The organism is Achromobacter sp. JD417, from assembly GCF_041879325.1.
GTDB lineage: Bacteria > Pseudomonadota > Gammaproteobacteria > Burkholderiales > Burkholderiaceae_B > Achromobacter > Achromobacter mucicolens.
Genome location: NZ_CP087159.1, coordinates 1,817,577 through 1,843,919 on the forward strand (window position 1 = coordinate 1,817,577; position 26,343 = coordinate 1,843,919).

Genomic DNA, 26,343 nt, shown 5'->3' on the forward strand with positions numbered 1-26,343 from the left:
GCAGGCATATCACTTGGCGTAGACCAGGTCGCGCAGTCCCAGCGACAGCCCGGGCCAATAGGTGATGACCATCAGGCACAGGATCACGACGCCGACGAAGGGCACCAGCGGCTTGACGATACGCTCGAGCGGCAGCTTGGCCACCGCGCAGGCCGCGAACAGGTTCACGCCGAACGGCGGCGTGATCATGCCCAGCGCCAGGTTGACCACCATGATGATGCCAAAGTGCACCGGGTCCACGCCGAACTGCAGCGCCACCGGCAGCAGCAGCGGGGCCAGCACCACGATCGATGCCGAGGTCTCGATGAACATGCCGATCACGAACAGCGCCGCGTTCACGCCCATCAGGAAGCCCAGCTTTGTGTCGAAAATCTGGGCGAGCCACGTGCCCAGCGCGTCCGGAATGCCGGCGCGGTTGAGCAGGAAGCTGAACAGGCCGGCGTTGGCGATCACGAACATGATGACCGCGGTCGACACGACCGACTTGTGCAGCGTGGCGGACAACTGGCGGAACGTGAGGCGGCGGTAGATGACCTTGCCCACGAAGACGGCGTACATCACGGCCACGACCGAAGCCTCGGTCGGCGTGAAGATGCCGCCGTAGATGCCGCCCAGGATGATGACGGGCATCAGCAGCGCCAGCCACGCGCGCTTGAACGATGGCCACAGCGGCAGGCGGCCTTCGCCGTCGCGCTTGCCCAGGTTGTTGCGCTTGGCGTAGAGCCAGACGTAGAACATCAGCGCCACCCCGATCAGGATGCCGGGCATGACGCCGGCGATGAACAGCTCGCCGGTGGATGTATCGGTGGACACGGCAAACAGGATCATCGGGATCGACGGCGGAATGATGACGCCGAGTTCCGCCGCGCTGGCCTGCAATGACGCCGCAAAGGGCGCGGGATAGCCGTGCCGGACCATGGCGGGGATCAGGATCGCACCGACCGCGAAGGTGGTGGCCACGCTGGAGCCGGCGACCGCCGCGAAGATCATGCAGGTCAGCACGCAGGTGCAGGCCAGGCCGCCCTGGATGCCGCCCACCACGCTCTTGGCGAATTCCACCATGCGCTCGGAGATGCCGCCGGCTTCCATCAGGTTGCCGGCCAGGATGAAGAAGGGGATGGCCACGAGCGGGTATTTGTCCAGCGCGGCGAACAACTGCTGCGCGACGACCAGCCAGGGCAGACCCGCGGCGCCGACGCCCGCCAGGCTGGCCAGCCCGATCGACACGGCGACCGGCACGGACAGCCCGAAGAAAATCAGCATCGAGACAATCATTAATTGGGACATGGCGATTTCTGCTGCTCAGGTTCGATAAGGGGCGGCTCAGCCTTGCGCGTCGTTGCGCACGGGCACGTCTTCTTCGTCGCCGGCGCACCAGCGGGCCAGCACGGCGATGGCCGCCAGCGTGGCGCCCACGGGGATCGCCAGGTAGATCCAGGAAATCGAGATGTCCAGGCTCGGCACGTTCTGGAAACGCACGCGGTAGGTCATGTTGCCGCCAATCCAGGCCAGAAAGCCGAGAAAACCGGCGCAGATGAAGCCGATGATGGCTTCCAGTACCCGGCGTCGCTTGCCGCCCAGCATGTTGCGCAGCAGTTCCACGCTGATCATGGCGCCGTGGCGAAAGGCCAGGGCCACGCCCAGCAGCACGGTCCAGATGAGAAGCGCGCGGGTGAGGACCTCGCTCCAGTCGGCGGGCGAATGCAGCACGAACCGGGCGATGACCTGATAGAACGCGGCCGCTGCGGCGGCGACCAAGAGGAGTTGGGCGAATGCCGAGACCAGCTTGAACAGGCCGCGGTCGAAGGCGCAGAGCAAACGCATGGTGAATTCCGTTGGCGAAAGTCGCGAAAAAAATAGGGCGGGCGCGCGGCGATAGCCGGCCCCGCCGCCAGGCGAGCGGCCCCGCCACGGGGGCCGCACCGGCTTACTTGGTGTCGCGGATCGCGTCGATCAGCTTCTTGTCGAACTTCTTGTAGTACTCGGGGTAGGCGGGCTCCACGGCCGCGGCGAAGGCGGCGCGGTCCACTTCGGTGACTTGCATGCCTTCCTTCTTCAGCTGCTCGACGCCCGTCTTCTCGATGTTGTCGACGTAGGCGCGCATGGCCTGGGCCGATTCCTTGCCGGCCTTGTCGAAGTTGGCCTTGTCGGCGGCCGACAGGCCTTCATAGACGTTGGCCGACATCAGCACCAGGGCCGGGCCGTACACGTGGCCGGTCAGCGACAGGTACTTCTGCATCTGCGACAGCTTGGCCGACGTGATCACGGACAGCGGGTTTTCCTGGCCGTCGATGGTGCCCTGCTGAAGGGCGGTGGCCACTTCGGGCCAGGCCATCGGCGTGGGCAGGATGCCGATCTGGCGGAAGGCGGTGATGTGGATGGGGTTTTCCGTGGTGCGGATCTTCAGGCCCTTGGCATCCGCCGGGGTCTTGACCGGACGCACGTTGTTGGTCAGGTGGCGAAAGCCCTGTTCGCCCCAGGCCAGCGCCACGATGCCGCGGCTGGGGAACTTGGCCAGCATGTCCTGGCCGATCTTGCTGTCGAGCACGGCACGGGCGTGCGGCAGGTCGCGCAAGAGGAAGGGAATATCGAAAACGCCGGTTTCGGGAACAAAATTGAGGGTTGCACCGGTCGAAACGATCGCGAGATCGATGGTGCCGATCTGCAGGCCCTCGATGACCTCGCGTTCGCCGCCCAGCGCGCTGTTGGCGAATTGCTGGACCTTGAACTTGCCGTTGGTAGAGGCCTCGATGGACTTGGCCATCGCGTCGGCGCCGGCGCCGTAGTGCGACGAGGTCGACAGGGCGTAGGCCATCTTCAGGGTGGTCTGTGCCGCCGAGGGCAGGGATGTGGCGGCCGCGCAGGCGGCCAGAATCGTGGCCGCAAGCCAGGATTTACGCATTGTCTTCTCCGGAATTGGTTATCTTTAGGGGCGGCTTTGCCTCCCGCCCCGGGATGATATCGGGAATCAGATCGCTTTCTTACCGTTGGCTAACATAGTTGAATGATGGATTTCCCTGATATGTCACAGGCCAAGCGCCCCGGTTTCTGGTCCACCCTGCGCCTGGGCGCCCGGATGATGATGCGCGATGCGCGTGCCGGCGAACTGCGCCTCCTGGTGCTGGCCCTGGTCGTAGCGGTGGCGGCGGTCACCAGCGTGGGCTTTCTGGCGGACCGCGTCGGACGCGCGCTGGAACGCGACGCCGGCCAGATGCTGGGCGCCGATCTGGTGCTGGACGCCGATGAGCCCGTGCCGGCCGCCTTCAAGGATCAGGCGCGCGAGCGCGGCCTCACCGTGTCCAGCACATGGCAGTTTCCTTCCATGGTGGGCGCCGGCGACGGCGCTCAGCTTGCCGCCCTGAAGGCCGTGGAACCCGGCTACCCGCTTCGCGGGGCGCTGCGGGTGGCGGATGCGCCGTTCGCGCCCGACGCGCCCACCCGCGACGTGCCGCCCGAAGGCGCGGTTTGGGTCGACGCGCAGCTGCTGGCCCTGCTGAACCTGAAGGTGGGCGACACACTCAATGTGGGCGACGCCCACCTGCGCATCGACCGCGTCATCACCTATGAGCCGGACAAGGGCATGCAGTTCGTCAACGTCGCGCCGCGCGTGCTTCTGCGCGCCAGCGACCTGCCGGCCACCGGGCTGATCGCGCCGGGCAGCCGCATCGGGTATGCCATGCTGATCGCCGGCCAGCCGGACGCCGTGGCCGGGTATTCCGCCTGGCTGAACCAGAACCTCAAGCGCGGCCAGAAGATCGCCACGCTGGAGTCGGGCCGCCCCGAAGTGCGCCGCACGCTGGACCGCGCGCAGCGGTTCCTGTCGTTGGTGGCGCTGCTGGCGGTGCTGATCTCGGCCGTGGCCGTGGCGCTGGCGGCGGGGCGCTACATGACGCGGCACCGCGACGGCATCGCGGTCATGCGCTGCCTGGGCGCAGTGCAGTCGCAGGTCGCGCGGATGCTGACGCTGGAATTCACGCTGGTTGGCCTGGTCTCGTCCGCGGCCGGCTGCCTGCTGGGCTTTGGCGTGCACCAGGTGCTGGTGATGCTGCTGGGGTCGCTGATCGACACCACGCTGCCGGCGCCGTCGGCCATTCCGGCGCTGCAGGGCCTGCTGACCGGGCTGCTGCTGCTCCTGGGCTTTGCGCTGCCCGCGCTGGCGCAGCTTCGGCACGTGCCGCCCGCCCGCGTCCTGCGGCGCGATGCGGACACGATCAGCGCCCGCAGCGCCTTCGGTTACGTGCTTGGCGCGGCGGGGTTCGCGCTGCTCATCTGGTGGTTCGCGGGCGACGCGAAGCTGGGCGGCGTGGTGGCGGGCGGCTTTCTGGGCGCCTTCGGGGTATTTGCCCTGGTGGCCTGGCTGTGCATCCTGGGGCTGGCGCGGGTGCGCCGCCTGGCGGCCGGGTTTCCCGCGCTGCGCTTTGCGCTGGCGGGCGTGGTGCGCCGCCGGGCGGCCACGATCACGCAGGTCTGCGCGCTGGCTGTCGGGTTGATGGCGCTGCTGCTGCTGACCATGACCCGCACCGATCTGATCCAGGGGTGGCAGCGCACCATGCCGCCGGACGCACCCAACCGGTTCCTGATCAACGTGCAGCCAGACCAGCGCCAGGCCGTGACCGATGCGCTGACGCGCGAAGGGCTGGGCCGCATCACGTTATCGCCGATGGTGCGTGGCCGGCTGATCGCGGTCAACGGTAAGCCGGTGGGACCGGACGACTACGAAGAACCGCGCGCCAAGCGCCTGGTGGACCGCGAATTCAACCTGTCCTATGGCGACGCGCTGCCGTCTTCCAACCGCATCGAGCAGGGCCGCTGGCTGGCGCCGGGCTCGGCCGAGGTCTCGCTGGAAGCGGGGCTGGCGCAGTCCCTGCGCATTGGCCTGGGCGACAAGATGACGTTCGACGTGGCCGGCCAGCAGGTCGAAGTGGCCGTGTCGAGCATCCGGCGGGTGGATTGGGATACGATGCGCGTCAATTTTTTCGCCATCCTGACCCCCGCCGCACTGGCCGACATGCCTCAAAGCTGGATCACGTCCTTTTACCTGCCGCCTGACAAGGCGGCGGTGCTGCCCGCGCTGGTGCGGCAGTTTCCGAACCTGACGGTGTTCGACGTGGGCGCCATCCTGCAGCAGTTGCAATCCGTGCTGAATGAAGTGGGCCGCGCGGTGCAGCTCCTGTTCCTGTTCACCCTGGCCGCCGGCGTGCTGGTGCTGTCCGCGGCGCTGACCGCGACGCGCGACGAGCGGATGCGTGAGGCGGCGGTGCTGCGCGCGCTCGGCGCCACGCGCCGTCAGCTTGCCCGTTCCCAGCGCATCGAGCTGTGGGCGGTGGGCGGGCTGGCCGGCCTTTTGGCGGCGGCTGGCGCCACGGCGATCGCTTGGGTTTTGTCAACGCAGGTGTTCGACTTCACCATTACCCTCAGCCTCTGGCCATGGCTGGCCGGGATCGGCGCAGGCATGCTGGGCGCCTGGGCGGGCGGCGCGCTTGCCCTGCGCGGCGTGCTGCGTACGCCGCCGCTTGTCACCCTTCGAGAAACCTGATGACGTCCCGCGTCCACACCATTACAGAACCCGTGGAAAACTCCCGCACCATGTTTGACCTTCTTGGCGGCGAAGCCGGCGTGCGCGCCCTCGTCGACCGTTTCTATGACCTGATGGACATGGAGCCCGACCTCAAGGAACTGCGCGCCGCCCACGGCCCCAGCCTGTACGAGGCGCGCGACAAGCTCTTCTGGTTCCTGTGCGGATACTTCGGCGGGCCGGACCACTACATCGAACGCTTTGGCCATCCCCGCCTGCGGGCGCGCCACCTGCCGTTTTCCATCGGCGAGGTCGAGCGCGACCAATGGGTGGCCTGCATCGGACGCGCGATGGAAGACGAGGGCATCGAGCCCGTCCTGATCGAGCGGCTGCTCGAATCGTTCTACGGCGTTGCCGACTGGATGCGCAATCGTGCAGGGTGACGATCGATCCGGCGCGCGGCGCACCGCCTGGGAGGGCCCGCTGGCCGGCGCCATGCTCAGCGACGCGCGGCGCCTTGCCGACGCGGGGCCGGAAGTCTTCAATCCCGCGCACTACGGCGACCGGGCGCGGCCCGTGGACGCCGGCGGTCGCCAGGCCGCGTGGTTCGTGGAGGGGCAGGGCTGGCAGGGCGTGCTGCGGCGCTACCGCCGCGGCGGCATGATCGCCCGCATCAGCCGCGACGCGTATCTGTGGAACGGCGAGTCGCGCACCCGAAGCTTCCGCGAATACCGCCTGCTGGCCGCGCTGCGCGCGCAAGGGCTGCCGGTGCCCGCCCCGCTGGCGGCGGCCTACTGGCGTCAGGGCCCGATCTACCGCGCCGCCATCGTGGTCGAGCGCATCCCCGGCGTGCGGCCCTTGGCGCAGGCGCTGACCGAACCGCTATGGCAGCCGGTCGCCGACGCCATCGTCCGCATGCACCGGGCGGGCGTCTGGCACGCCGACCTGAACGCCTTCAACATCCTCATCGGCAACGACGGCCGGGTCTGGCTCATCGACTTCGACCGCGGCACGCAGGGCGCGCTGTCCGAGCGACAGCGCCAGGCCAATCTGGACCGGCTGCGCCGGTCGCTGCGCAAGGTGGCTGGCGAGGCCGGCGACCGTTTCTGGATGCGCCTGCGCGACAGTTACTGGACGGCCTGGGGCATCGGCATCCAGCCCTGACCGCCGGCCCGCCGGCGCGCGGCCGCCACGGGGGCAATTGCGCCAATTACCCCGCAAAGTTGGGCAGGTCAGCGCTAAAAGGCTTTATCATTTCGCCTTTTGGTACTCCTGTCATAAACGGCATAGAGCAAGGGGGCTGGACATAATGGAACTGAAGGCGGGAATGCGCTGGGCGCTCGGCGCGGTGCTGGCTGCGGCAGCGACATCGGCGGCGGTGGCGCAGAACAAGGTCGTCAATGTCTACAACTGGGCCGAATATACGGCCCCGGACACGATCCCGGGTTTCGAGAAGGAAACCGGCATCAAGGTCCGCTATGACGTCTATGACAGCAACGACGCCTTGCAGGCCAAATTGCTGGCCGGCAAGTCGGGTTACGACGTCGTTGTCCCGTCCACCCATTACGCCTCGCGCCAGATCGAAGCCGGCCTGTTCCAGAAGCTGGACAAGTCCAAGATCCCCAACTGGAAGTACCTGGATCCGGAAATAATGGCGCTGGTCGCCACGGTCGATCCCGGCAACGAACACGCCATTCCGTGGGGCTACGGCACCAACGGCCTGGGCTACAACGTCACCAAGGTCAAGCAGATCATGGGCGACGACGTGGACCTGGCCAGCTGGGACATGATCTTCAAGCCCGAGAACGCCGCCAAGCTCAAGGAGTGCGGCATCTCGATGCTGGACGAAGCCGCGCAGGTCTTCCCGGCCGTGCTCAAGTACCTGGGCAAGGACCCCAACAGCACCAACGCCGCCGACTACCAGGCCGCGATGGAAGTGCTGAAGAAGATCCGCCCGTATATCCGCCAGTTCAGTTCGTCGGGCTACATCGACGAGCTGGCCGTGGGCGACCTGTGCATGGTCTACGGCTTTTCCGGCGACGTCATGATCGCCCGCAAGCGCGCGCAGGACGCCAAGAAGCCCTATGAAGTGAACTACTTCATTCCCAAGGGCGGCGCGCCGGCGTGGTTCGACCTGATGGTCATCCCCAAGGATGCGCCGCATCCCGAAGAGGCGCTGGCCTTCATCAACTACATCGAAACGCCGAAGGTCCATGCGGCCATCACCAACACCATGTTCTATCCCAACGCCAACAAAGAGGCGCGGCAGTACGTGAACAAGGATGTGGCTGAGAATCCCATGATCTACCCGCCCGCCGACGTCTCCAAGACCCTGTACGTGATCAAGGCCCTGCCCTTGAACATTTCACGTCTGCAGAACAAGTTGTGGTCCGAGCTGAAGTTGGGAAATTAGTCATCATGAACGATAGCCGTTACTCGGCGCAGCACGCGGCGGACCCGGACGAGTTCGTCCGGGTTTCCGACGTGGTAAAGATCTTTGGCGACGTGGTGGCCGTGCGCTCGGTCAACCTGTCCGTCAAACGCAATGAAATCTTCGCGCTGCTGGGCAGCTCGGGCAGCGGCAAGTCCACCTTGCTGCGCATGCTGGCAGGCTTCGAGGAAGCCACGTCGGGCCAGATCCTGCTGGACGGCGAGGACATCACCAGCGTGCCGCCGTACCGCCGGCCCGTGAACATGATGTTCCAGTCGTACGCGCTGTTCCCGCACATGACGGTCGAGGCCAACGTGGCCTTTGGCCTGAAGCAGGAAGGCGTGGACCGCGCGGAAATCCATGACCGCGTGTTCGAGGCCCTGGACCTGGTGCAGATGGCGGGCTATTCGCGCCGCAAGCCCAACCAACTCTCGGGCGGGCAGCAGCAGCGCGTGGCGCTGGCGCGCAGCCTGGTCAAGCGTCCCAAGCTGCTGCTGCTGGACGAGCCCATGTCGGCGCTGGACAAGCAGATCCGCCAGAAGACGCAGATCGAACTCGTGAAGATCCTGGAGCAGGTCGGCGTGACCTGCATCATGGTCACCCACGACCAGGAAGAAGCCATGACCATGGCGCACCGCCTGGCCGTCATGACCGAAGGCCAGATCGTCCAGTGCGGCACGCCCCAGGACGTCTACGCGTTCCCGAACTCGCGCTTTGTCGCCAGCTTCATCGGGTCGACCAACATGTTCACCGGCACCATCGTGGTCGACGAGCCCGACCATGTGGCCATCGAATGCGCCGAGCTGACCCGTCCGCTTTACGTGAACCACGGCGTGAGCGAGCCGCTGGGCATGGAAGTGCACGTGTCCATCCGCCCCGAGCGCCTCTTGGTGTCGCGCGAGCAGCCCGATGGCGACTACAACTGGGCGCACGGCATGGTCAGCCACATGGCCTGGATGGGCAGCTACGCCCTCTATCAGATCCGCCTGGATTCCGGCAAGACGGTCGAGGCCAGCGTGCCCAGCCGGCTCCTTGCCCAGATGGATGCGCCGGGCATCGACGAAGAAATCTTCGTCAGCTGGGACGCCGACAGCGCGACGGTGCTTGCGTCATGATCCGTTTTTCGCCCCGCGACTGGCTGCCGTCGGGCCGGGCACTGGCGGTGGTGCCGCCTTTCGCCTGGCTGGTGCTGTTTCTGCTGGTGCCGTTCCTGCTGGTGCTCAAGATCAGCTTTGCCGAAATGAAGTTCGGCATCCCGCCGTATACGTCGCTGGCGCAGTTTCAGGACGAGGCGATCCAGTTCAGCCTGCACCTGCGCGGCTACATCCTGCTGTTCACGGAAAACCAGTATTTCCGCACATACCTCAGCTCGGTCAAGATCGCCGGCATCACCACGCTGGTCTGCGTGCTGATCGGCTATCCCATCGCGTACTACATTGCCCGTTCGTCGGCGCGCGTGCGCAACCTGCTGCTGCTGGCGGTGATCCTGCCGTTCTGGACTTCGCTGCTGCTGCGCGTTTATGCCTGGGTGGGCATCCTGCGCAACGACGGCCTGCTCAACAACCTGCTGCAGAGCCTGGGCCTGATCTCCAGTCCGCTCGAGATCTACCGCACCGACCTGGCCGTGTACATCGGCATGGTCTACGCCTATCTGCCGTTCTTCATCCTGCCGCTGTACGCGACGCTGGTGAAGATGGACCTGCGCCTCTTGGAGGCCGCCTATGACCTGGGCGCCAAACCCTGGCAGGCGTTCTGGCAGATCACGGTCCCGATGTCGCGCCAGGGCGTGATCGCGGGCGCCATGCTCGTGTTCATCCCGGCCGTCGGCGAATACGTGATCCCGGAAATGCTGGGCGGGGCCAACACGCTGATGATCGGCCGCGTGATGTGGAATGAATTCTTCAACAACGCCGACTGGCCGATGGCGTCGGCGGTGACGTGCGTGATGGTGTTGCTGCTGCTCGTGCCGCTGGTGTACTTCCAATACAGCCAGGTCAAGCAGCAGGGGGGAGGCCGCAAATGAACGGTCCGAACAAGACGCTGCGCGCCGTGGTGCTGGGGCTGGGCTACTTCTTTCTGTACGTGCCCATCATCAGCCTGATGGTGTTTTCGTTCAACGAGTCGCCGTCCGTCACGTCGTGGACGGGGTTTTCGCTACGCTGGTATCACTCGCTGGCCAACGACGACGCGCTGTTGCGCGCCGCGTGGCTGTCGTTCCGCATTGCCGTGCTGACGGCTACCGCGGCGGTCGTCATCGGCACCTGGGCCGGCTACGTGCTGGGCCGCATGGGGCGCTTTCGCGGCTTTGCGCTCTACGTCGGCATGCTGAGCGCGCCGCTGGTGATCCCCGAGGTCGTGCTGGGCATCTCGCTGCTCCTGATGTTCGTCGAAGTGCGCGGCGCGCTGGGCTGGCCCGAGCAGAACGGCATGTTCACGATCTGGGTGGGGCACGTGACGCTGTGCATGGCGTTCGTGGCTGTCGTCATCCAGACCCGCATCCGCGACCTGGACCGCTCGCTGGAAGAGGCCGCGCTGGATCTGGGCGCCACCCCGATCACGGTGTTCTTCAAGATCACGCTGCCGCTCATCGCGCCCGCGCTGGCGTCGGCCTGGCTGCTCGCCTTCACGCTATCGCTGGACGACGTCGTCATCGCGTCGTTCCTGTCCGGCCCCGGTTCCAGCACGTTGCCCATGGAGGTCTTCTCCCGGGTGCGGCTGGGCCTGAAGCCCGAGATCAACGCGCTGGCCACCCTGTTCATCCTGGCGGTGGGCACGTGCGTGATCCTCGCCAACCGCATGCAATGGCGCAAGGAGTCCGAATCCAAATGACGCAAACCACCCTGTATGGCCTGACCAAGTGCAGCACGTGCGTGAAGGCGCGCGACTGGCTCACCGAGCACGGCGTCGACCACGCCTTCGTCGACTATCGCGACAATCCGGTGGCGGCCGCGACGCTCAAATCCTGGGCCGAGCAGGTCGGCGGCTGGGAAAAGCTGGTCAACCGCGCCTCGATGACGTGGCGCAATCTGCCCGAAGACCGCAAGACCGCGCACACCGACGCCCAGTGGACCAAGCTGATCGCCGAATACCCGGCGCTGGTGCGCCGTCCGGTGACGGTCACGCCGGATGGCGAGGTGAGTGTTGGCTTCAGTGAAAAGCGCTACGGCGAACGTTTCGCCTGAGGCCGGAGGCGGGCCCGGCCGGGCCCTGCCGGACGCCTTCTTCGACCGCGATGCGGCCCAGCTGGCGCGCGAGTTGCCCGGCAAGGTGATCCGCCACCGGGTCGGCGGCCTGTGGCTGTCGGCCCGCATCATCGAGACCGAGGCCTACTATCTGGAAGAGCGGGGCAGTCATGCCTCGCTGGGCTACACCCACAAGCGCCGCGCCCTGTTCATGGACGGCGGCACCATCTACATGTATTACGCCCGCGGGGGCGATTCGCTGAACTTCAGCGCGGGCGGCCCCGGCAACGCGGTGCTGATCAAGTCTGCCTATCCGTGGACCGACGCGCTGTCCGGCCCCGAAGCCCTGGACCGGATGCGCGAGCTCAATCCCGATGCGCAAGGACGGCCCCGGGCGCTGGGCGCGCTCTGCGCGGGGCAGACCCTGCTGTGCCGGTCGCTGGGCCTGAAAGTGCCCGAGTGGGATGCGCGCCGCTTCGATCCCGAGGCCCTGTACGTCGAAGACGTGGGCGAGTCCCCGCCGTATCTGATCTGCACCACGCGCCTGGGCATCCCCACGGGGCGCGACGAGCACCTGAGCTACCGGTTCGTGGATCCGGCCTACGCCGCCTTCTGCACGCGCAACCCGCTGCGGCGCGGCCAGCGCGCGGGACAGGACTATGTGTGGGTGGACCGGCAGGGCATCGTGCTGCCCGAGGCGCCGGCCGGCGGTTAGAGGCCGGCTTCGCGGACGCGCCGGGCAAGCGATTCGCGCAGTTCGGCGTACTTGCGCTGCAGGCGCCGGCGGTTCAGGCGCTTGCTCCAGGCATACAGCGGAATCAGCGGCAGCACGCCGAAGCCGTCGATCAGGTACAGCCCCTTCTTGCCGTCGGCGTTCTGGCCCACCGCGATGTTGCTGCTGGACATGTCATGCACCACCACGTGCGCGTCGGCCAGGTCGTCGAAGAATTCGTCCAACTGCGCCCGCAGGGCCTCGTCAAACTGACCCTTCATGGCAAGTTCGGTCAAGGTAGGCGCCATGTTGCCCGCCTCGTCCGTAATCTTTTCGACGACCAGTCCCAGCCCAAGCGAGGTCTGCGCCACACCGAAAATGCGCGCCATGGGCACCTGCCACACGCCGGAGGGGCGAGTCGTGGTGGTGACGTATTCCGAGATCTCGTTCAGGTAGACGCGGTAGGCGCTTTCGCGCTGATATTGCTTGTACCAGCGTTTGAACGGCCGCGCTTCCAGGTATATCGCCCGTGCGCGCATATCCATGACCTTGACGAGCAGGGACGGGGAATGCGGGTGCTGGAAAATGTGCCGGTCCCCGCCGGTCGCGAGCGGCGTGGCCGAATCCAGGTTCAGCGGTCCGAACACGGATTGATATGACACGGGAGGCGTGCTGGCGGGGCGGTCGGCAGAGTTCAAAGAAGCGGGGCGATTCATTCGGATGGCCGCCAGTTTAATCCGGTTGCTCCCGCGGCGTCTTCGCGCCCGCCGCGCCGGCTGGAAACGGGGGCGGAATGCGACCTACAATTCGCGCTTTGGAGAGCCCTTTCTTGAACGACATTCTGCTTTGGGTGGCCGCGGGTGGCGCGGTGCTTGCCTTCTTGGCCGCAGTGCTGGCCTGGCTGCGTCCGTCCGCTTCGGACGCCCGCCTTGAGGCCTTGCTGGAAGGCCTGGAAAGAACCGAGCGCGCGCTGCGCGCCGACATCGCCGAAGGCCAGCGCGGCCTGCGCAGCGAGTTTTCCGAATCCACGCGCGGGCTGCGTCAGGAGCTGGCGCAGTCGCATGGCGACCTGCGCGCGGGTCTGTCGCGCGATGCGCAGGCCGCCCGCGCCGAGTCCGCCGAATCGCTGGCGCGCTTTGCCGCGGGGTTCTCGGAGCAACTGCAGGGCCTCATCCAGATCAACGAGCGGCGCCTGATGGAAGTGCGCGCCACGGTCGATCAACGGCTGCAGTCGCTGCAATCGGACAACAGCGCCAAGCTCGATGAAATGCGCCGCACTGTCGACGAAAAGCTGCACGCCACCCTGGAGCAGCGCCTGGGCGAGTCCTTCAAGCTGGTGTCGGACCGCCTTGAAGCCGTGCACAAGGGGTTGGGCGAAATGCAGGCGCTGGCGGCCGGGGTCGGCGACCTCAAGCGTGTGCTGACCAACGTGAAGTCGCGCGGCACGTGGGGCGAAGTGCAACTGGCGCGCCTGATCGAAGACAACATGACGCCGGATCAGTACGCCAGCAACGTCAAGCCTGTGCCGGGCAGCGATGCCGCCGTCGAATTCGCCATCCGGCTGCCGGGGCGCGGCGATGGCGGCGATCCGGTCTGGCTGCCGATCGACGCCAAATTTCCGAAGGAAGAGTACGAGCGCCTGATGGATGCGCAGGAAGCGGCCGACGCCGAAGGCGTGAAGGCGGCCGGGGCCGCGCTGGGCCGCGCGGTCGAAGTGCAGGCGCGGCTGATTGCCGGCAAGTACATCGCGCCGCCGCACACAACCGATTTCGCCATCATGTTCCTGCCCACGGAAAGCCTGTATGCCGAGGTGCTGCGCCGCCCCGGCCTCCTGGACAAGCTGCACGACCTGCGGGTCAACGTGGCGGGGCCAAGCAATCTGGCCGCGCTGCTGAACAGCCTGCAGATGGGATTTCGCACGCTGGCTATCGAACAGCGTTCCTCCGAGGTCTGGCAGGTGCTGCGGGCCGTCAAGACAGAGTTCGGCAAGTTCGGCGAATCGCTGGCCAGCGTCAAGAAGACCCTGGACACCGCCAGCAACAAGATCGGCCAGACCGAGGTCCGCACGCGCGCCATGCTGCGCAACCTGAAGGGCGTGGAGGCTCTGCCCGAAGCCGATGCCCTGCGTCTGCTGGGTGCCGGCGCGGCGGACGCCGCCGACCCCGACGACGACACCGACGACACCCGCGCGCCGTCCGCCGGCGGCGTCTGAGGCCGGAAGACCCAAGTCCGGGGCCCCGACCGCCCCGGCGCGCGCTTGTTGCCCGCCCTCGCAGCCGATATCCTCATGCATGCGGCACTTCGCCGTCGATACCTGGAGCATCGTCAGCATGAGCATCGCCGAACGCCATGATTCCTCTTCTCTCGACGCGACGGCGCTGGGCGCCGATATCGCCCTGGGCGCCACCACGGCGCTGGCTGCCATGCAGCAGGCGGTGGACCGCGTTGCGGCCCGTAATCCGTCCATCAACGCCGCCTGCGGCGTGCAGGCCGAGGCCGGCTTGCGGCTGGCAGAGGCGATGGACGCCGAACTTGCGTCGCTGACGTCCGAACAACGCCAGGCGCTGCTGCGCGACCGGCCATTTCTGGGCGTGCCCACCCTGCTCAAGGACCTGGCCACGGCAGCCATCGGCCTGCCCAGCATGATGGGTTCCGTGCTGTACGGCAAGGTCCAATGGAACCTCGACGCCGACATCGTCAAGCGCTATCGCCGCGCCGGGCTGATTCCGTTTGGCCGCACGACCAGCGCCGAGCTTGGCCTGAGCCCCACGACGGAATCGCCGGTGTATGGCCCGGCCACGCAGAATCCCTGGAAAAAGGGTCATAGCGCGGGCGGCTCCAGCGGCGGCGCCGGGGCGGCGCTGGCCAGCGGGATGGTGCGCATCGCCCATGGCAGCGATGGCGGCGGCTCGATCCGCATTCCCGCCTCGTGCTGCGGCGTGCTGGGGCTCAAGCCCTCGCGCGGCCTCATGCCGCTGGGCCCGCTGAAAGGAGAAGGGTGGGGCGGCCTGGCCACCGAACACATGATGACGCTGTCGGTGCGCGATTGCGCGGCGGCGCTGGACATCAGCGCGGGCGCGGACGTGGGTGCGCCTTATGCGGCGCCCGTCCAGCCCGCGCAATCCTATCGTGGCGTGGTGGCCCGCGTTGCCGCCGATCCGCGCGCGGCGCCCCGCCGGCGCATCGCGTTCATCAACACCACCTACGAAGGCGGCGCGATCCATCCCGATGTTGCTGCCACGCTGGACGAGGCCGCCGCGTTCTTCGCCGCGCTGGGGCATGAACTGGTGCCCGCCGCGCCGCCCGTCGGCTCCGAGGAAGTCCTGTCGCCGATGCTGCCCCTGATCGCCAGCGCGGCCGCCAACGCCATCGACAGCTTTGTGGCTGCGCGCGGCCGCCGCCTGGCCGCCGATGAGCTGCAGCCCACCACGCTGGGCGCGCGCGAGTACGCCCGCGCCATCTCGGGCGCGCAGTACGTCGCCTGCGTCGACACCTGCCACGAAATCACCCGCCGCATCGGGCGCTTCCTGCATCGCGACGGCGCCCAGGGCTACGATCTGTTCCTCAGCCCGGTCCTGGCGCTGCCGCCCGCGCCCATCGGCCGCTACGCCATGGACAACGCCGACTATCTGGCCTACCGTCTGGGCAAGAAGGGCGTCATCGGCTATTCGCCATTCGCCCCGTTGGCCAACCTGACCGGCATGCCCGCCATTTCGATCCCCTTCGGCATGTCCGCGGACGGGCTGCCCATCGGTATCCAGGTAATGGGTCCGCTCGGCGCCGAGGCGCAATTGCTGGAGCTGGCTGCCCAGGTCGAAACGCTGCGGCCCTGGCCCTTGACGGCGCCCATGGCCCGATAGCCGCCACCGGGCGCCGCCGCCCCGCGCCGGCCGGCCAAACCAGGGAGATCGCATGTCATCGTTCGCGACGCATACCGTGTTCAACCAGGTGCCGCCCCTGGAAGACTATTCCCTGTACGACACCGATCCGGCGCTGCGGGAGGCCGTGCGGCGCGAGGGCGCCGAGGCCTGGGCGGGCGATCTAGCCGCGCACGGCGCCTGGTTGGGCCGGGCGCAGACGCTGGCCGCCGGCGCCGAGGCCAACCGCTGTCCGCCCCGCCTGGTCAGCTACGACCGGGCCGGCCATCGCGTGGACCGCGTCGAATTCCACCCCGCCTGGAACGTGCTGATGAGCGGCATCATGGCGCGCGGCCTGCATAGCCGCGCGTGGATGCAGCCCGCGCCGGGCGCGCAGGTGGCGCGCGCGGCTGCCTATCTGATGCAGGGGCAGGTCGAGGCCGGCACGCTATGTCCCACCACCATGACCTTTGCCGCCGTGCCGCTGCTGCAACGCGAGCCCGCCGGCGTGGTGGACTTTGCCGGCCAGTGGCTGCCGGCCCTGTACGCGCGGGAGTTCGATGGCAGCGACGCGCCGCTTGCCGCCAAGCGCAGCGCGCTGATCGGCATGGGCATGACCGAAAAGCAGGGCGGCTCGGACCTGCGCGCGGTCACCACGCGCGCCGCGCCGCTGGGTGCGCCCGGCCGCGGATGCGCGTATCTGCTCGTGGGGCATAAATGGTTCTTTTCGGTGCCGCAGGCCGACGCCCACCTGGTCCTGGCGCAGACCGACGAGGGGCTGAGCTGCTTTTTCGTTCCGCGCTGGATCCCGGATGGCCCGCGCAACGCGGTGCGCGTGCGGCGGTTGAAGGACAAGCTGGGCAACTGGAGCAACGCCAGCTCGGAAGTCGAATTCGAGGATGCCTGGGGCGTGATGGTCGGCGAGCCCGGCCGCGGCCTGTCAGTGCTACTGGAGATGGCGGGCACCACGCGGCTGGACTGCGTGCTGGGCAGCGCGGCGCTGCTGCGCCAGGCGCTGGCGCAGTCGGCGCACCACGCGCTGCACCGCCAGGCCTTCGGCAAGCCGCTGGTCGAACAGCCGCTGATGCGCAATGTGCTGACCGACCTGGCGCTGGAAAGCGAAGCGGCCATGGTCCTGGCGCTGCGTCTGGCGCGTGCCGTGGACGAGCGCGCCGACGCGGGCGCGCGCGCGCTGGTGCGCGTGGGCACGCCGGCCGCCAAGCTGTGGGTCTGCAAGCGCGCGGTTGCCGCCGTGGCCGAGTGCATGGAGGTCTGGGGCGGCAACGGTTACGTCGAGGAAGGCCCGATGCCGCGCCTTTACCGCGAAACGCCCGTCAATTCGATCTGGGAAGGCTCGGGCAACGTCATGGCGCTGGACGTGCTGCGGGCGCTGCAACGCGAACCCGATGCGCTGCCGGCGCTAGAGGCCGAATTGGCCCGCGCCGCAGGGCAGTACCAGGATTTCGACGCGGCGCTGGCGCGTTGGCGCGCCATGTTGGCGGATGGCGAGCACGCGCAATTCCACGCGCGCCGCATCGCCGCCGGGCTGGCGCGCCTGTGGCAGGCGGCGCTGCTCATCGAGCACGCGCCCGCCGCCGTGTCGCAGGCCTTCGTCGCCAGCCGCCTGCGGGAGACGGGCGGCATGTTCGGCGAACTGGGCGCGGGGGACGATACAGCTGGCGTGGCGGCGCCGGGCGTCGACACGCCGGCGATCCTGGCGCGCGCCTGGCCCGCCATCGCCGCATGCTAAATTTCCCGGCTCAAGCAACTTTTCCGCACTTCTACCGCCATGCTCTCCCAGCAAGAACTCAAGCAGCAAGCCGCCGACGCGGCCCTGGAATTCGTCGAACAGGTCGCCGGCCCGGACGTCATCATCGGTGTGGGCACCGGTTCCACCGCCGACCTGTTCATCGACGGCCTGGCGCGATTCAAGGGCCGCATCGGCGGAACGGTCGCCAGCTCCGAGCGCAGCGCGGCGCGCCTTGCCGGCCATGGCCTCAAAGTGCTGGACCTGAACGACGTCTCGACCATGCCCATCTACGTGGACGGCGCCGACGAGATCAACGCCGACCTGCACATGATCAAGGGCGGCGGCGGGGCGCTTACGCGCGAGAAGATCGTGGCCTCGGTCGCCGAGCGCTTCATCTGCATCGCCGATGAATCCAAGCTGGTGCAGACGCTGGGCAAGTTCCCGCTGCCGCTCGAGGTCATCCCGATGGCGCGCGAGTCCGTGGCCCGCGCGCTGACCGCGCTGGGCGGCCAGCCCCGCCTGCGCGACGGCTTTGTCACCGACAACGGCAACATCATCCTGGACGTGTCGGGCCTTACCATCTCGGACGCGCCCGCGTTCGAAGCCATCGTCAACAACCTGCCGGGCGTCGTGACCTGCGGCCTGTTTGCGTTGTCCGGCGCCGACGTGGCCCTGCTGGCCACCCAGAACGGCATCCGCCGCCTGGACCGCCGCGCCTGATTCCGGCGGCCAAGGCTGGTCCCGCCGAACCGCCTTGCGGGGGGCGGGGCCGCGATTCATAATCCTGTCACACTTGGGTCATAACCTTGCCGGTTGTGCAGGCCCATCTCGTAATTTCTCTCAACTTCGGGGCAATGCAATGAGATCAACCACGCAGGGAGCCCGGATGACGGAGCATACAAACAAGCAGTTCGACGCCGATCTGGAAAGCGTCCGTTCGCAATTCTTGCAAATGGGCGGCGTGGTGGAAGCCATGATCCAGGAGGCGATCGATGCGCTGGCCAGCGGCGACATGACGCTGGTTGAAAAGGTGCGCGAGCGGGAAAAGGAAGTCAACCGCCACGAAGTCGAGATCGACGAGAGCATCAGCCGCATCCTGGCCCGGCATCAACCCACCGCCATCGACCTGCGCATGCTGATGGCCGTGTCCAAGATGCTGACCGACATGGAACGCTCCGGCGACGAGGCCGAGAAGGTCGCGACCGTCGCCCGCCGCGTTCACGAAGGCGAACTGCGCCACATCCCCGTGATCGAACTGCGCCACATGGCCGCCAACGTGCGCAACATGCTGCACCAGGCGCTTGACGCGTTCGCCCGTCTCGACCCCATCCAGGCCGCCGCCGTCGTGCGCAGCGACAAGGAAGTCGACAAGGAATGGAAGGGCGCGCTGCGCCACCTGATCACCTACATGATCGAAGACCCGCGCACGATCTCGCGCGCCATCGACATGATCTTCATCGCGCGCGCGCTCGAACGCATTGGCGACCACGCCAAGAACATGTCCGAACGCGTGATCTACATGGTCAAGGGCGCCGACGTGCGCCACACCGGCGTGAAGAACACCGAGCGCCTGGCACGCGGCGAAGAAGAATCCGAGGACACCTCGGACCAGTAAACGGCAAGACCGGCTGCCGCTTCACAGCGGCAGCGCTGCTCCCTGGCATAGCCGGGGATCCGGCACACCCGGCTTGCCGCCGTCGATGCGGCCCGCCAGCCGGCGTCCAAAGACCGGCATGGCCGGCGCACTGACTTCCAGGTCGTACCAGCCCTCGCAACCCGCGTACTTGAGTTCGACCGCGCCGCCCGCGGGCACGTGCGCCATCGCGCGCCAGCCATCGTTCATCTGCGATTCCACCCGCACCGGCTGCGGCTCGTCGCCGTGGTTCACGAGCCGCAGGCGCAGGCCCGAGGTGACAGGCACCAGTTGCGCTTCCAGCGTGCCCGCATCGCGCGCATCGCCGCGGAACTGCCGGTGAAAGCCGTCCGGCCCCAATAGCCAGAGGTCGTACCTGCGGTCCGCGCCCAGCTTCCAGCCGTCGTCCAGGCGCGCGCCCGCTCCGACCGTGTAGCGCCGGGGCGCGCGCGCCAGCGCGAGCCGATCGTACACGTGCAACACGGCGCCCGCGCTGCCCGGATTGCGCAGCGTCAGGCGGTAGTGTTCGCCGTCGGACGCCATCTGGCCCACGGCCTCCAGCGTGTAGGGCAGGGGACAGGTGTGGCGGTTGCTGTCCGGGTGATGCGAACTCCGGTCGCCAGCGAAATCGAATGCCGTCGTCAGGTCGCCGGCCACCGAGCGCCGCCAGGCGCTGATGTTGGGTTCGGCTACGCCGAACCGCATTTCCAGGAATCGGATGACCGAGGTGTGGTCGAACACCTGCGAATTGACCCACCCGCCGCGGCTCCAGGGCGATACCACCAGCATCGGCACGCGCGGCCCCAGGCCGAAGGCGCGCCCGTGCATGCCGGCCGGATCGTCGGCCGTGGACGCGCAGGGACCCTGCCGCGCGTCGTGGTATTCGCCGTCCAGCTCCACGGTCGACAGGCCGCCCGACTCGCCATCCGGATGTCGCGCTGGCGGCGCGGGCGGGGGCATGTGGTCAAAGAAGCAATCGTTTTCGTCGTAGGTGACGAACAGCACGCAACGGCTCCAGGTGTCGGAACTGGACGTCAGGATGTCCAGCACCCGCTCGGTATAGGCGCCGCCTCGCCGGGGCGAGGAGACTTCGGGATGCTCCGAGTCGGCCGTGGGCGCAATGATCCACGAGACGGCGGGCAGCGTGCCCTGCGCTACATCGCGCGCCAGGTCGTCCAGCGTGCGGGTGGCCAGCGCGCGGTCGCGCAGCGGCGCGTCGCCGGCGCTGTCCTCGTGTTGCCGCCGGTACTGCCGGAATCCCGCGAGCGGATTGTCGTTGTAGTTGTCCGCCATGTCCTGGTAGATGCGCCAGTCCACGCCTGCGTCCTGCAAACGCTCGGGGTACGTGGTCCAGGCGTAGCCTTCGCCCGCGGGACCTAGCCGGTCAAAGGTGTTGACCAGCGCGGGTCCGCCGGCCGCGCCCAGCGGATCGTTCGTCCCGGTCCACAGGAACAGCCGGTTCGGATTGGTGCCTGCCTGGATCGAGCAGTGATAGGCATCGCACAGCGTGAAGGCGTTGGCCAGGGCGGTCTGAAACGGCACGTCGGCGCTGCGGTAGACGCCCAGCCCCAGCCGGCTCTTGGCGGACAGCCATTGGTCCATGCGGCCGTCGTTCCAGGCGCGCTGCGAATCGTCCCAGGTATGCGGCGTGATGTAGCCGACGGGCTTGTCGCTGGGAACCTCAGCCTGCAGATCGTAGGGGCGGCAGCGCGCCTGGCCATCGGTCTGCGTCATCACCGTGCCCGCGCGCGTGGGCGCGGGATGCGGATCCGCGAACCCGCGCACGCCGGGCAGCGTGCCGAAGTAATGGTCGAAGGACCGGTTTTCCTGCATCAGGATCACGACGTGGCGTACATCTTGCAGTGTGCCGGTCTTGCGGTCGGGTTCGATCTGCAAAGCACGCGCGATGACAGGGGACGGGTCGGGACTGATGGGCGGGCGCGATTCTTCTTTCATGACAGCTTTAATACGGTCGGCATTCTTTGAATCTTAAGGCCTTGGCCGGTGTGCGATTGACGCTCGGAAGACACTCGGGCAGGACGGATGCCGGCGTGCCGCAAAAACAAAGCCCCTCGCATGCGAGGGGCTTTGCCAAGCCGCGCGCCTGTGGGCGCGGCGGGGGCGGGCCGGATCAGGCCGAGGGCGGAACGTAGCCGTCGGCTTCGACGCTGCCGTCTTCGAACAGGTAGCGTTCCATTTGCTGCTGCAGGTACTTGCGCGCGCGGGCGTCGGCCAGGTTCAGGCGGTTTTCGTTCACCAGGCGGGTCTGCACGCCTTTCCAGTCTTCCCAGGCTTCCTTGGAAATGCTTTGCCAGATGCGGGTGCCGAGTTCACCGGGATAGGGCGGGTAGTCCAGTCCTTCGGCTTCACGCTTCAGTTTCACACAGTTGACGATACGGGCCATGGTTCGCTGCCGGAAAAATGAATAACGCGTCATTTTAGCGGGCTTGGCGTGCGTCGGGCGCCAAGCCCCTTCCGCTGGCGGTGCAATGGCCCCGCAGGCCGGTCTCAGAGCTTCTTGATGAAGACCAGGCTGTTGCGGGAACGGTTGTAGTTGGTCTGCTTTTCGCGAGGCAGGTCGGTGATGCCGCCCTGCACGAACCCGCGCTTGATGAACCAGTGCGAGGTACGTGTGGTCAGCACGAACAGCCGCTTGGCGCCCAGCGCGCGGGCGCGCGACTCCATGTGGCGCAGCAGGATTTCGCCTTCGCCCGAGCCTTGCCATTCCGGGTGCACGATCAGGCAGGCCATTTCGGCCATCTGCTCCTCGTGAAAGTCGTGCAGCGCCGCGCAGCCGTAGATGACGCCGTCGTGCTCCAGCACGGTGAAGTTTTCGACGTCGCGCTCGACCACGCTGCGCGGGCGCGGCACCAGCGTGCCGTCGGCTTCCAGCGGCTCGATGAGGCTGAGGATGGCGCCCACGTCGTCGATGGTGGCCGGGCGCAGGTCGTCCAGCGTGTCCTCGACGACCATGGTGCCCACGCCGTCGTGGGTGAAGATCTCGAGCAGCACGCTGCCGTCCAGTTGGAACGGCAGCAGGTGGGCGCGCGCCACGCCGCGCTTGACCGCGAGCGAGGCGTATTGCAGGAAGGAATGGGTCTCTTCGTCCAGCTCGCCGGCCGCCAGGAGGGCGTCGGCATCCACACGCGCCAGTTCGGTGTCCAGCGTGCCATCGTCGTTCAGCACGCCTTGCGAACTCGACAGGAAGATCAGCTTTTCGGCGCGCAGTCCCACGGCCACGCTGGTGGCCAGGTCTTCCATCGCCAGATTGAAGGCATCGCCCGTGGGCGAGAAACCCAGCGGCGACAGCAGCACGACCGACGAGCCTTTCTCGATGGCGAATTTCAGCGCTTCGACGTCGATCTTGCGCACCTGGCCGGTGTGCTTGTAGTCCACGCCGTCAAGCACGCCCGCCGGGCGCGCGGTCACGAAATTGCCGGAGATGACGCGGATGTGGGCGTGCGACATGGGCGTGTTGGGCAGCCCCTGGCTGAACGCGGCCTCGATGTCCAGGCGGATCTCCCCGGCGGCTTCCTTGGCGCACTCAAGCGCAGCGGCGTCGGTGGGGGACAGGCCCCGGTCGAACTGCTGCGTGTAGCCTTTCAGGCGCAGCTGCTCGTTGACCTGGGGCCTCGAGCCGTGCACCAGCACCAGCCGGATGCCCAGCGACGAGAGCAGGGACAGATCCTGGACCAGGGCGTTCAGCGCGCCGGCCTGCACCAGTTCGCCGCCAAACGCCACCACGAAGGTCTTGCCTCGGAACGCATGCACGTAGGGGGCCACGTCTCGGAACCATCGCACAAATTGCGCGGCGGCGAATTCAGGGGCTTCAAGGGCGGAGACGGTGTCTGGTTCCAGGTCGGGCATGATGTGTGTTGCTTAAGATCCTATGGGTCGCGGGACGGCGCGGGCCGAGGGGCCATGCGCAGAGCACCGCCCCGGGGGCGGCGCTAGGCGGAATTATAGGGCTCGCGCCTGCCGCGCCCACGGCGGGCGCGGCAGGTGTTGTTGCGGGCGCCCCACAGGCGGTCGCGCGTTGCGGTTCCGGCAGGCGAGCCGACCGCAAGGCGCGCGTCAATGCCGCGACAACTGGCGGTGTTCCAGCCGGCTGAGCAGGCGCACCACCGGCCAAAGCAGCGCCAGGTAGAAAAGTGCCGCCAGCACGATGGGCGACGGGTTGTAGACCAGCGACTGGGCGTCGCGGGCCACCCGAAGCAGCTCGGGCAGCGCCACGGCGCTGGCCAGCGTGGTCAGTTTGACCACTTCGAGCGTGTTGCTGATGAGGTCGGGCATGACATTGCGCGTGGCCTGCGGGATCTGGACGTGCCACATCGTTTGCCAGGCCGACAGGCCGGTGGACCGCGCCGCCTCGATCTGGCCGCGCGGCACGCTTTCCAGGCCGGCGCGAAAGACCTCGCCGTAGTAGGACGAGTTGTTCAGCATGAAGCCCACGGCCACCGCCAGCAATTTGGGCAGATCCAGCCCCAGGAACGGCGCACCGAAATAGATGAAGATCAGCAGCACCAGCGGCGGAAGGGCGCGAAAGAAGTCGATGTAGATGGCCAGCAGCACGCGCGACCAGCGCGCCTTCAGCGTGACCGACAGCACCCCGATGAGCAGTCCCGAGGCCAGCCCCACGGGAATCACCATGGCCGACAGCATCAGCGTGCGGCCCAGGCCCTGCAAGAGGTATGGCGCGACGCTGACATAGATGTTCAGGTTGAAGAAATTCTGCAGGATTTCGTCCATGCGGTTCCCCTGGGGCACGTTTGGGGCCCGTTCGGGGCTCCTTTGTTGTGCCGGGCGGGTGTGATCAGCCTCGCTTCCCGCCCGGTATGTATTCGTAAAGATGCGTTCGCGCAGTGCTTCCCGTCAGTGCTTCCTGTCAGTGCTTCCACTTGAAGCGCGTTTCGGTCCAGCGCCCCAGCACGACCACGGGCAAGAAGATCAGCAGGCACGCCACCGCGGCCAAGGTCAGCGGCGTGGCGTTGCCCGCATTGCTGCTGGCCGATTGCGCGTTGTTGAGCACTTCGCTCAAGCCCACGACAGAGCCCAGCGCGGTGCTTTTGGTGATGGCGATGACGCGGTTGGTCAGCGGCGCGACCGTCAGCCGCATGGCCTGCGGCATCACCACATACACCATGCTCTGCAGCCAGTTCAGCCCCGTCGAGCGCGCCGCCTCGGCCTGGCCTCGCGGCACCGACAGGATGCCCGCCCAGAAGATTTCCTCGGCAAAAGCGGCCAGCACCAGCGACAGCGACAGCCAGCACGCCATGAACGCCGACATCGACAGGTTGATGTACGGGAACGCGAAGAACAGCACCATGATCACCACCAGCGGCGGCAGCGCGCGCAGGATGTCGGCAAAGCAGATGATCAGGAAATTGACCGGCCGGATGCGCAGCGCGCGCACCACGGCCAGGACGAGGCCGAGCGCCACGCCTGTCGCGGCCACGGCCACGCCCAGTTGGAGCGTGACCCACATGCCGGCCAGGATGTCGGGCAGGTAGCGCCAGGCGACTTCCGCATTGAAGAACGAGAACAGCAGGGCATTCAGATCCATGGCGAACTCTTCAAACCGCGTTACGCGGCATGTTCCGCCATGCTGGCCAGGAAGGCCTGCGTGCGGGGTTGTCGGGGGGCGCCGAAGACGTCCTGCGGCGGGCCTTGTTCGACGATCACCCCGCCGTCCATGAACACGACCCGGTCGGCCGCCGCGCGGGCAAAGCCCATTTCGTGGCTGACCACCATCATCGTCATGCCGTCGCGCTTGAGTTCACGCATCACGTTCAGCACGCTGCCCACCAGCTCCGGGTCCAGCGCGCTGGTCGGCTCGTCGAACAGCACCACCTTGGGCCGCAGCGCCAGCGAACGCGCGATGCCCACACGCTGCTGCTGGCCGCCGGACAACTGGTCGGGATAGGCTTTTGCCTTGTCGGCCAGCCCCACGCGGTCCAGCGCCTCCATGCCGCGGCGGTCGGCCTCGGCACGCGCCAGCTTCTGCACCTTGCGCAGCGCCAGCGTGATGTTCGACAGCACGGACATGTGGCGGTACAGGTTGAAGTGCTGGAACACCATGCCGATGTTCTGGCGAATGCGGTTCAGCTCGGCCGCGGGGGCGGTGATTTCCTCTCCGTCGACGTGGATGCTGCCGGCAGTCGGCTCCTCCAGCCGGTTGCAGCAGCGCAACAGGCTGCTCTTGCCCGAGCCGGACGGGCCGATCATGAAGACCAGCTCGCCCTTGCCCACGTCCAGGTCGATCCCTTTCAGGACCGCGTTGTCGCCATAGGACTTGTGCAGCCCGGCGATTTTCAGGATAGGCGTTTCCATTGAAAGCTCCTCAAAGCGCGGGCAGGAGGCCGCGTGGCGGCTTCCCCCCTGTCGTTGGCGGTGCGCCGGAAAATCAGCTGCAGCGCAGCTCGACCGGCTTGGCGTCGTAGCCCGGCAGGTCCGGCACGCCCTGGCCCGGCGTCACCGTGACCGCCGCGGAGCCCGCGGCAGGCGTGAAGCCGAACCACTTTTGCGCCAGCTTGGACACCGTGCCGTCCTGCTTGAGGCACTTGAGCGCCATCGACACGCGGTCGCGGCCCGCCTGGTCGTCCAGCCGGAACGCCAGCGCCCACACCAGGCCCGTCTTGATGGTGTAGCTGGTGCGCACCGCGGGGTTCTGCTTGGCCGCCCACGCCGCCACGGTGTTGCCCGCCAGGTTGGCGTCCGCGCGGCCGGCCTGCACGGCCTGCACCGCGTCGGCGTTGGAGGCGTACACGTCATACGTGAAGCCGTACTTGGCGGCGTTGTCGCGCGCCCAGTTCTCGTAGGCCGAGCCCTTGTTGACCGCCAGCTTGCGGCCCTTCAGGTCATCCAGCCCTTTGATTTCCTTGCCGTTCTTCCCGATCACGAAGGTGTAGTCCGTGTTCAGGTAGCCCTCGGAAAACAGCAGGGCGCGGGCGCGTTCCTCGGTGGCCGTGGTGGGCGCCAGCACGAAGTCGTACTTCTTGGCGTTCAGCCCTGGAATCAGCGCCGCGTATTCGGTGCCCTCGATCTTGATCGTCGTGCCCAACTGCTTGGCGATGGCTTGGCCGAGTTCGATGTTGAAGCCGTCCAGGCCGCCGCCCAGCTTGGGCATGGCGTGCGGGGCGAACGTGGCGTCCACGCCGGTGGTCAGCGGCTGGGCGGCAACCGCGGCCAGGCTGGCGCCGGCCAGGCACAACGTGAGGCCGCAGCGGCCGGCAAAAGTCAGGGTGCGGAGAAGGCGGGTCATGG

25 protein-coding genes are annotated in these 26,343 nt (G+C 67.4%); 14 read left to right on the plus strand and 11 right to left on the minus strand.

Annotated features, from left to right (window positions below; translation table 11 throughout):
• Positions 1-9: 9 nt before the first annotated feature.
• The 3 genes from LN047_RS08395 to LN047_RS08405 all read right to left on the minus strand — a co-directional run bounded on the left by LN047_RS08395 (position 10) and on the right by LN047_RS08405 (position 2,902).
• Complete coding sequence (locus tag LN047_RS08395; RefSeq protein ID WP_373981496.1) at positions 10-1,287, minus strand: TRAP transporter large permease; 1,278 nt, start codon at positions 1,285-1,287, stop codon at positions 10-12.
• A 36-nt stretch (positions 1,288-1,323) separates the two neighbouring features.
• Entirely contained in the window at positions 1,324-1,824 is a 501-nt protein-coding gene (locus tag LN047_RS08400; protein WP_373981497.1) for a TRAP transporter small permease, read from the minus strand.
• Positions 1,825-1,927: 103 nt separating this feature from the next.
• Entirely contained in the window at positions 1,928-2,902 is a 975-nt protein-coding gene (locus LN047_RS08405) for a TRAP transporter substrate-binding protein (protein WP_373981498.1), read from the minus strand.
• A gap of 102 nt (positions 2,903-3,004) precedes the next feature.
• Here LN047_RS08405 and LN047_RS08410 point away from each other — a divergent pair, with 102 nt between their 5' ends.
• From LN047_RS08410 to LN047_RS08450, 9 genes are all read left to right on the plus strand, one after another.
• Complete coding sequence (locus LN047_RS08410) at positions 3,005-5,536, plus strand: ABC transporter permease (RefSeq protein ID WP_373981499.1); 2,532 nt, start codon at positions 3,005-3,007, stop codon at positions 5,534-5,536.
• The gene (locus LN047_RS08415; RefSeq protein ID WP_373981500.1) at positions 5,536-5,958 is read left to right on the plus strand and encodes a group II truncated hemoglobin; all 423 of its coding nucleotides are present in this window, start codon (positions 5,536-5,538) and stop codon (positions 5,956-5,958) included. Before LN047_RS08410 ends, LN047_RS08415 begins: the two co-directional genes overlap by 1 nt.
• Positions 5,948-6,679, plus strand: a complete 732-nt coding sequence (locus LN047_RS08420; protein WP_175211137.1) for a 3-deoxy-D-manno-octulosonic acid kinase — start codon at positions 5,948-5,950, stop codon at positions 6,677-6,679. The genes LN047_RS08415 and LN047_RS08420 overlap by 11 nt, the downstream gene beginning before the upstream one ends.
• 145 nt (positions 6,680-6,824) lie before the next feature.
• The gene (locus LN047_RS08425; protein WP_175156866.1) at positions 6,825-7,928 is read left to right on the plus strand and encodes a polyamine ABC transporter substrate-binding protein; all 1,104 of its coding nucleotides are present in this window, start codon (positions 6,825-6,827) and stop codon (positions 7,926-7,928) included.
• A gap of 5 nt (positions 7,929-7,933) precedes the next feature.
• The gene (locus LN047_RS08430) at positions 7,934-9,061 is read left to right on the plus strand and encodes an ABC transporter ATP-binding protein (RefSeq protein WP_056320123.1); all 1,128 of its coding nucleotides are present in this window, start codon (positions 7,934-7,936) and stop codon (positions 9,059-9,061) included.
• On the plus strand, positions 9,058-9,969 hold the full coding sequence (locus LN047_RS08435; protein ID WP_062838427.1) for an ABC transporter permease subunit: 912 nt from the start codon (positions 9,058-9,060) through the stop codon (positions 9,967-9,969). The genes LN047_RS08430 and LN047_RS08435 overlap by 4 nt, the downstream gene beginning before the upstream one ends.
• Positions 9,966-10,775 (plus strand): ABC transporter permease subunit, encoded by an 810-nt coding sequence (locus LN047_RS08440; protein WP_056320129.1) that lies wholly within the window; start codon positions 9,966-9,968, stop codon positions 10,773-10,775. The genes LN047_RS08435 and LN047_RS08440 overlap by 4 nt, the downstream gene beginning before the upstream one ends.
• A complete protein-coding gene (locus LN047_RS08445) occupies positions 10,772-11,128 on the plus strand; it encodes a Spx/MgsR family RNA polymerase-binding regulatory protein (RefSeq protein WP_056320131.1) in 357 nt (118 codons plus the stop codon). The genes LN047_RS08440 and LN047_RS08445 overlap by 4 nt, the downstream gene beginning before the upstream one ends.
• Positions 11,097-11,843 carry a DNA-3-methyladenine glycosylase gene (locus LN047_RS08450; protein ID WP_152383870.1) on the plus strand — a complete coding sequence of 249 codons (747 nt, stop codon included), beginning with the start codon at positions 11,097-11,099 and terminating at the stop codon, positions 11,841-11,843. The genes LN047_RS08445 and LN047_RS08450 overlap by 32 nt, the downstream gene beginning before the upstream one ends.
• On the opposite strand, the gene LN047_RS08455 is transcribed toward LN047_RS08450, so the two are convergent.
• Complete coding sequence (locus tag LN047_RS08455) at positions 11,840-12,556, minus strand: PhoP regulatory network YrbL family protein (RefSeq protein WP_174245383.1); 717 nt, start codon at positions 12,554-12,556, stop codon at positions 11,840-11,842. The two genes, LN047_RS08450 and LN047_RS08455, sit on opposite strands and share 4 nt — an antisense overlap.
• Before the next feature lie 77 nt (positions 12,557-12,633).
• On the opposite strand from LN047_RS08455, the gene rmuC reads away from it, so the two are divergent.
• The 5 genes from rmuC to phoU all read left to right on the plus strand — a co-directional run bounded on the left by rmuC (position 12,634) and on the right by phoU (position 19,062).
• Complete coding sequence (gene rmuC / locus LN047_RS08460) at positions 12,634-14,052, plus strand: DNA recombination protein RmuC (protein ID WP_373981501.1); 1,419 nt, start codon at positions 12,634-12,636, stop codon at positions 14,050-14,052.
• A 79-nt stretch (positions 14,053-14,131) separates the two neighbouring features.
• Positions 14,132-15,700, plus strand: coding sequence for an amidase (locus LN047_RS08465; RefSeq protein WP_280003685.1), 1,569 nt, complete (start codon positions 14,132-14,134; stop codon positions 15,698-15,700).
• 52 nt (positions 15,701-15,752) lie between these two features.
• A complete protein-coding gene (locus tag LN047_RS08470; protein WP_373981502.1) occupies positions 15,753-17,447 on the plus strand; it encodes an isovaleryl-CoA dehydrogenase in 1,695 nt (564 codons plus the stop codon).
• A gap of 39 nt (positions 17,448-17,486) precedes the next feature.
• Entirely contained in the window at positions 17,487-18,167 is a 681-nt protein-coding gene (rpiA, locus tag LN047_RS08475; RefSeq protein ID WP_128827898.1) for a ribose-5-phosphate isomerase RpiA, read from the plus strand.
• A 166-nt stretch (positions 18,168-18,333) separates the two neighbouring features.
• Entirely contained in the window at positions 18,334-19,062 is a 729-nt protein-coding gene (phoU, locus tag LN047_RS08480; RefSeq protein WP_056320149.1) for a phosphate signaling complex protein PhoU, read from the plus strand.
• A gap of 21 nt (positions 19,063-19,083) precedes the next feature.
• Here phoU and LN047_RS08485 read toward each other — a convergent pair whose 3' ends face one another.
• The 7 genes from LN047_RS08485 to LN047_RS08515 form a co-directional block, all read right to left on the minus strand.
• Positions 19,084-21,036, minus strand: a complete 1,953-nt coding sequence (locus LN047_RS08485; RefSeq protein WP_373981503.1) for a phosphocholine-specific phospholipase C — start codon at positions 21,034-21,036, stop codon at positions 19,084-19,086.
• Between the two features lie 175 nt (positions 21,037-21,211).
• Positions 21,212-21,484 (minus strand): oxidative damage protection protein, encoded by a 273-nt coding sequence (locus LN047_RS08490; RefSeq protein WP_056320154.1) that lies wholly within the window; start codon positions 21,482-21,484, stop codon positions 21,212-21,214.
• A 104-nt stretch (positions 21,485-21,588) separates the two neighbouring features.
• Positions 21,589-22,947, minus strand: coding sequence for an amino-acid N-acetyltransferase (gene argA, locus LN047_RS08495; RefSeq protein WP_056320155.1), 1,359 nt, complete (start codon positions 22,945-22,947; stop codon positions 21,589-21,591).
• 207 nt (positions 22,948-23,154) lie between these two features.
• Positions 23,155-23,829 (minus strand): amino acid ABC transporter permease, encoded by a 675-nt coding sequence (locus tag LN047_RS08500; RefSeq protein WP_062838418.1) that lies wholly within the window; start codon positions 23,827-23,829, stop codon positions 23,155-23,157.
• Between the two features lie 136 nt (positions 23,830-23,965).
• Positions 23,966-24,643, minus strand: coding sequence for an amino acid ABC transporter permease (locus LN047_RS08505; protein WP_062838417.1), 678 nt, complete (start codon positions 24,641-24,643; stop codon positions 23,966-23,968).
• A gap of 20 nt (positions 24,644-24,663) precedes the next feature.
• Positions 24,664-25,410 carry an amino acid ABC transporter ATP-binding protein gene (locus tag LN047_RS08510; RefSeq protein WP_056320163.1) on the minus strand — a complete coding sequence of 249 codons (747 nt, stop codon included), beginning with the start codon at positions 25,408-25,410 and terminating at the stop codon, positions 24,664-24,666.
• A gap of 73 nt (positions 25,411-25,483) precedes the next feature.
• Positions 25,484-26,341 (minus strand): transporter substrate-binding domain-containing protein, encoded by an 858-nt coding sequence (locus LN047_RS08515; RefSeq protein ID WP_175156869.1) that lies wholly within the window; start codon positions 26,339-26,341, stop codon positions 25,484-25,486.
• Positions 26,342-26,343: the final 2 nt, after the last annotated feature.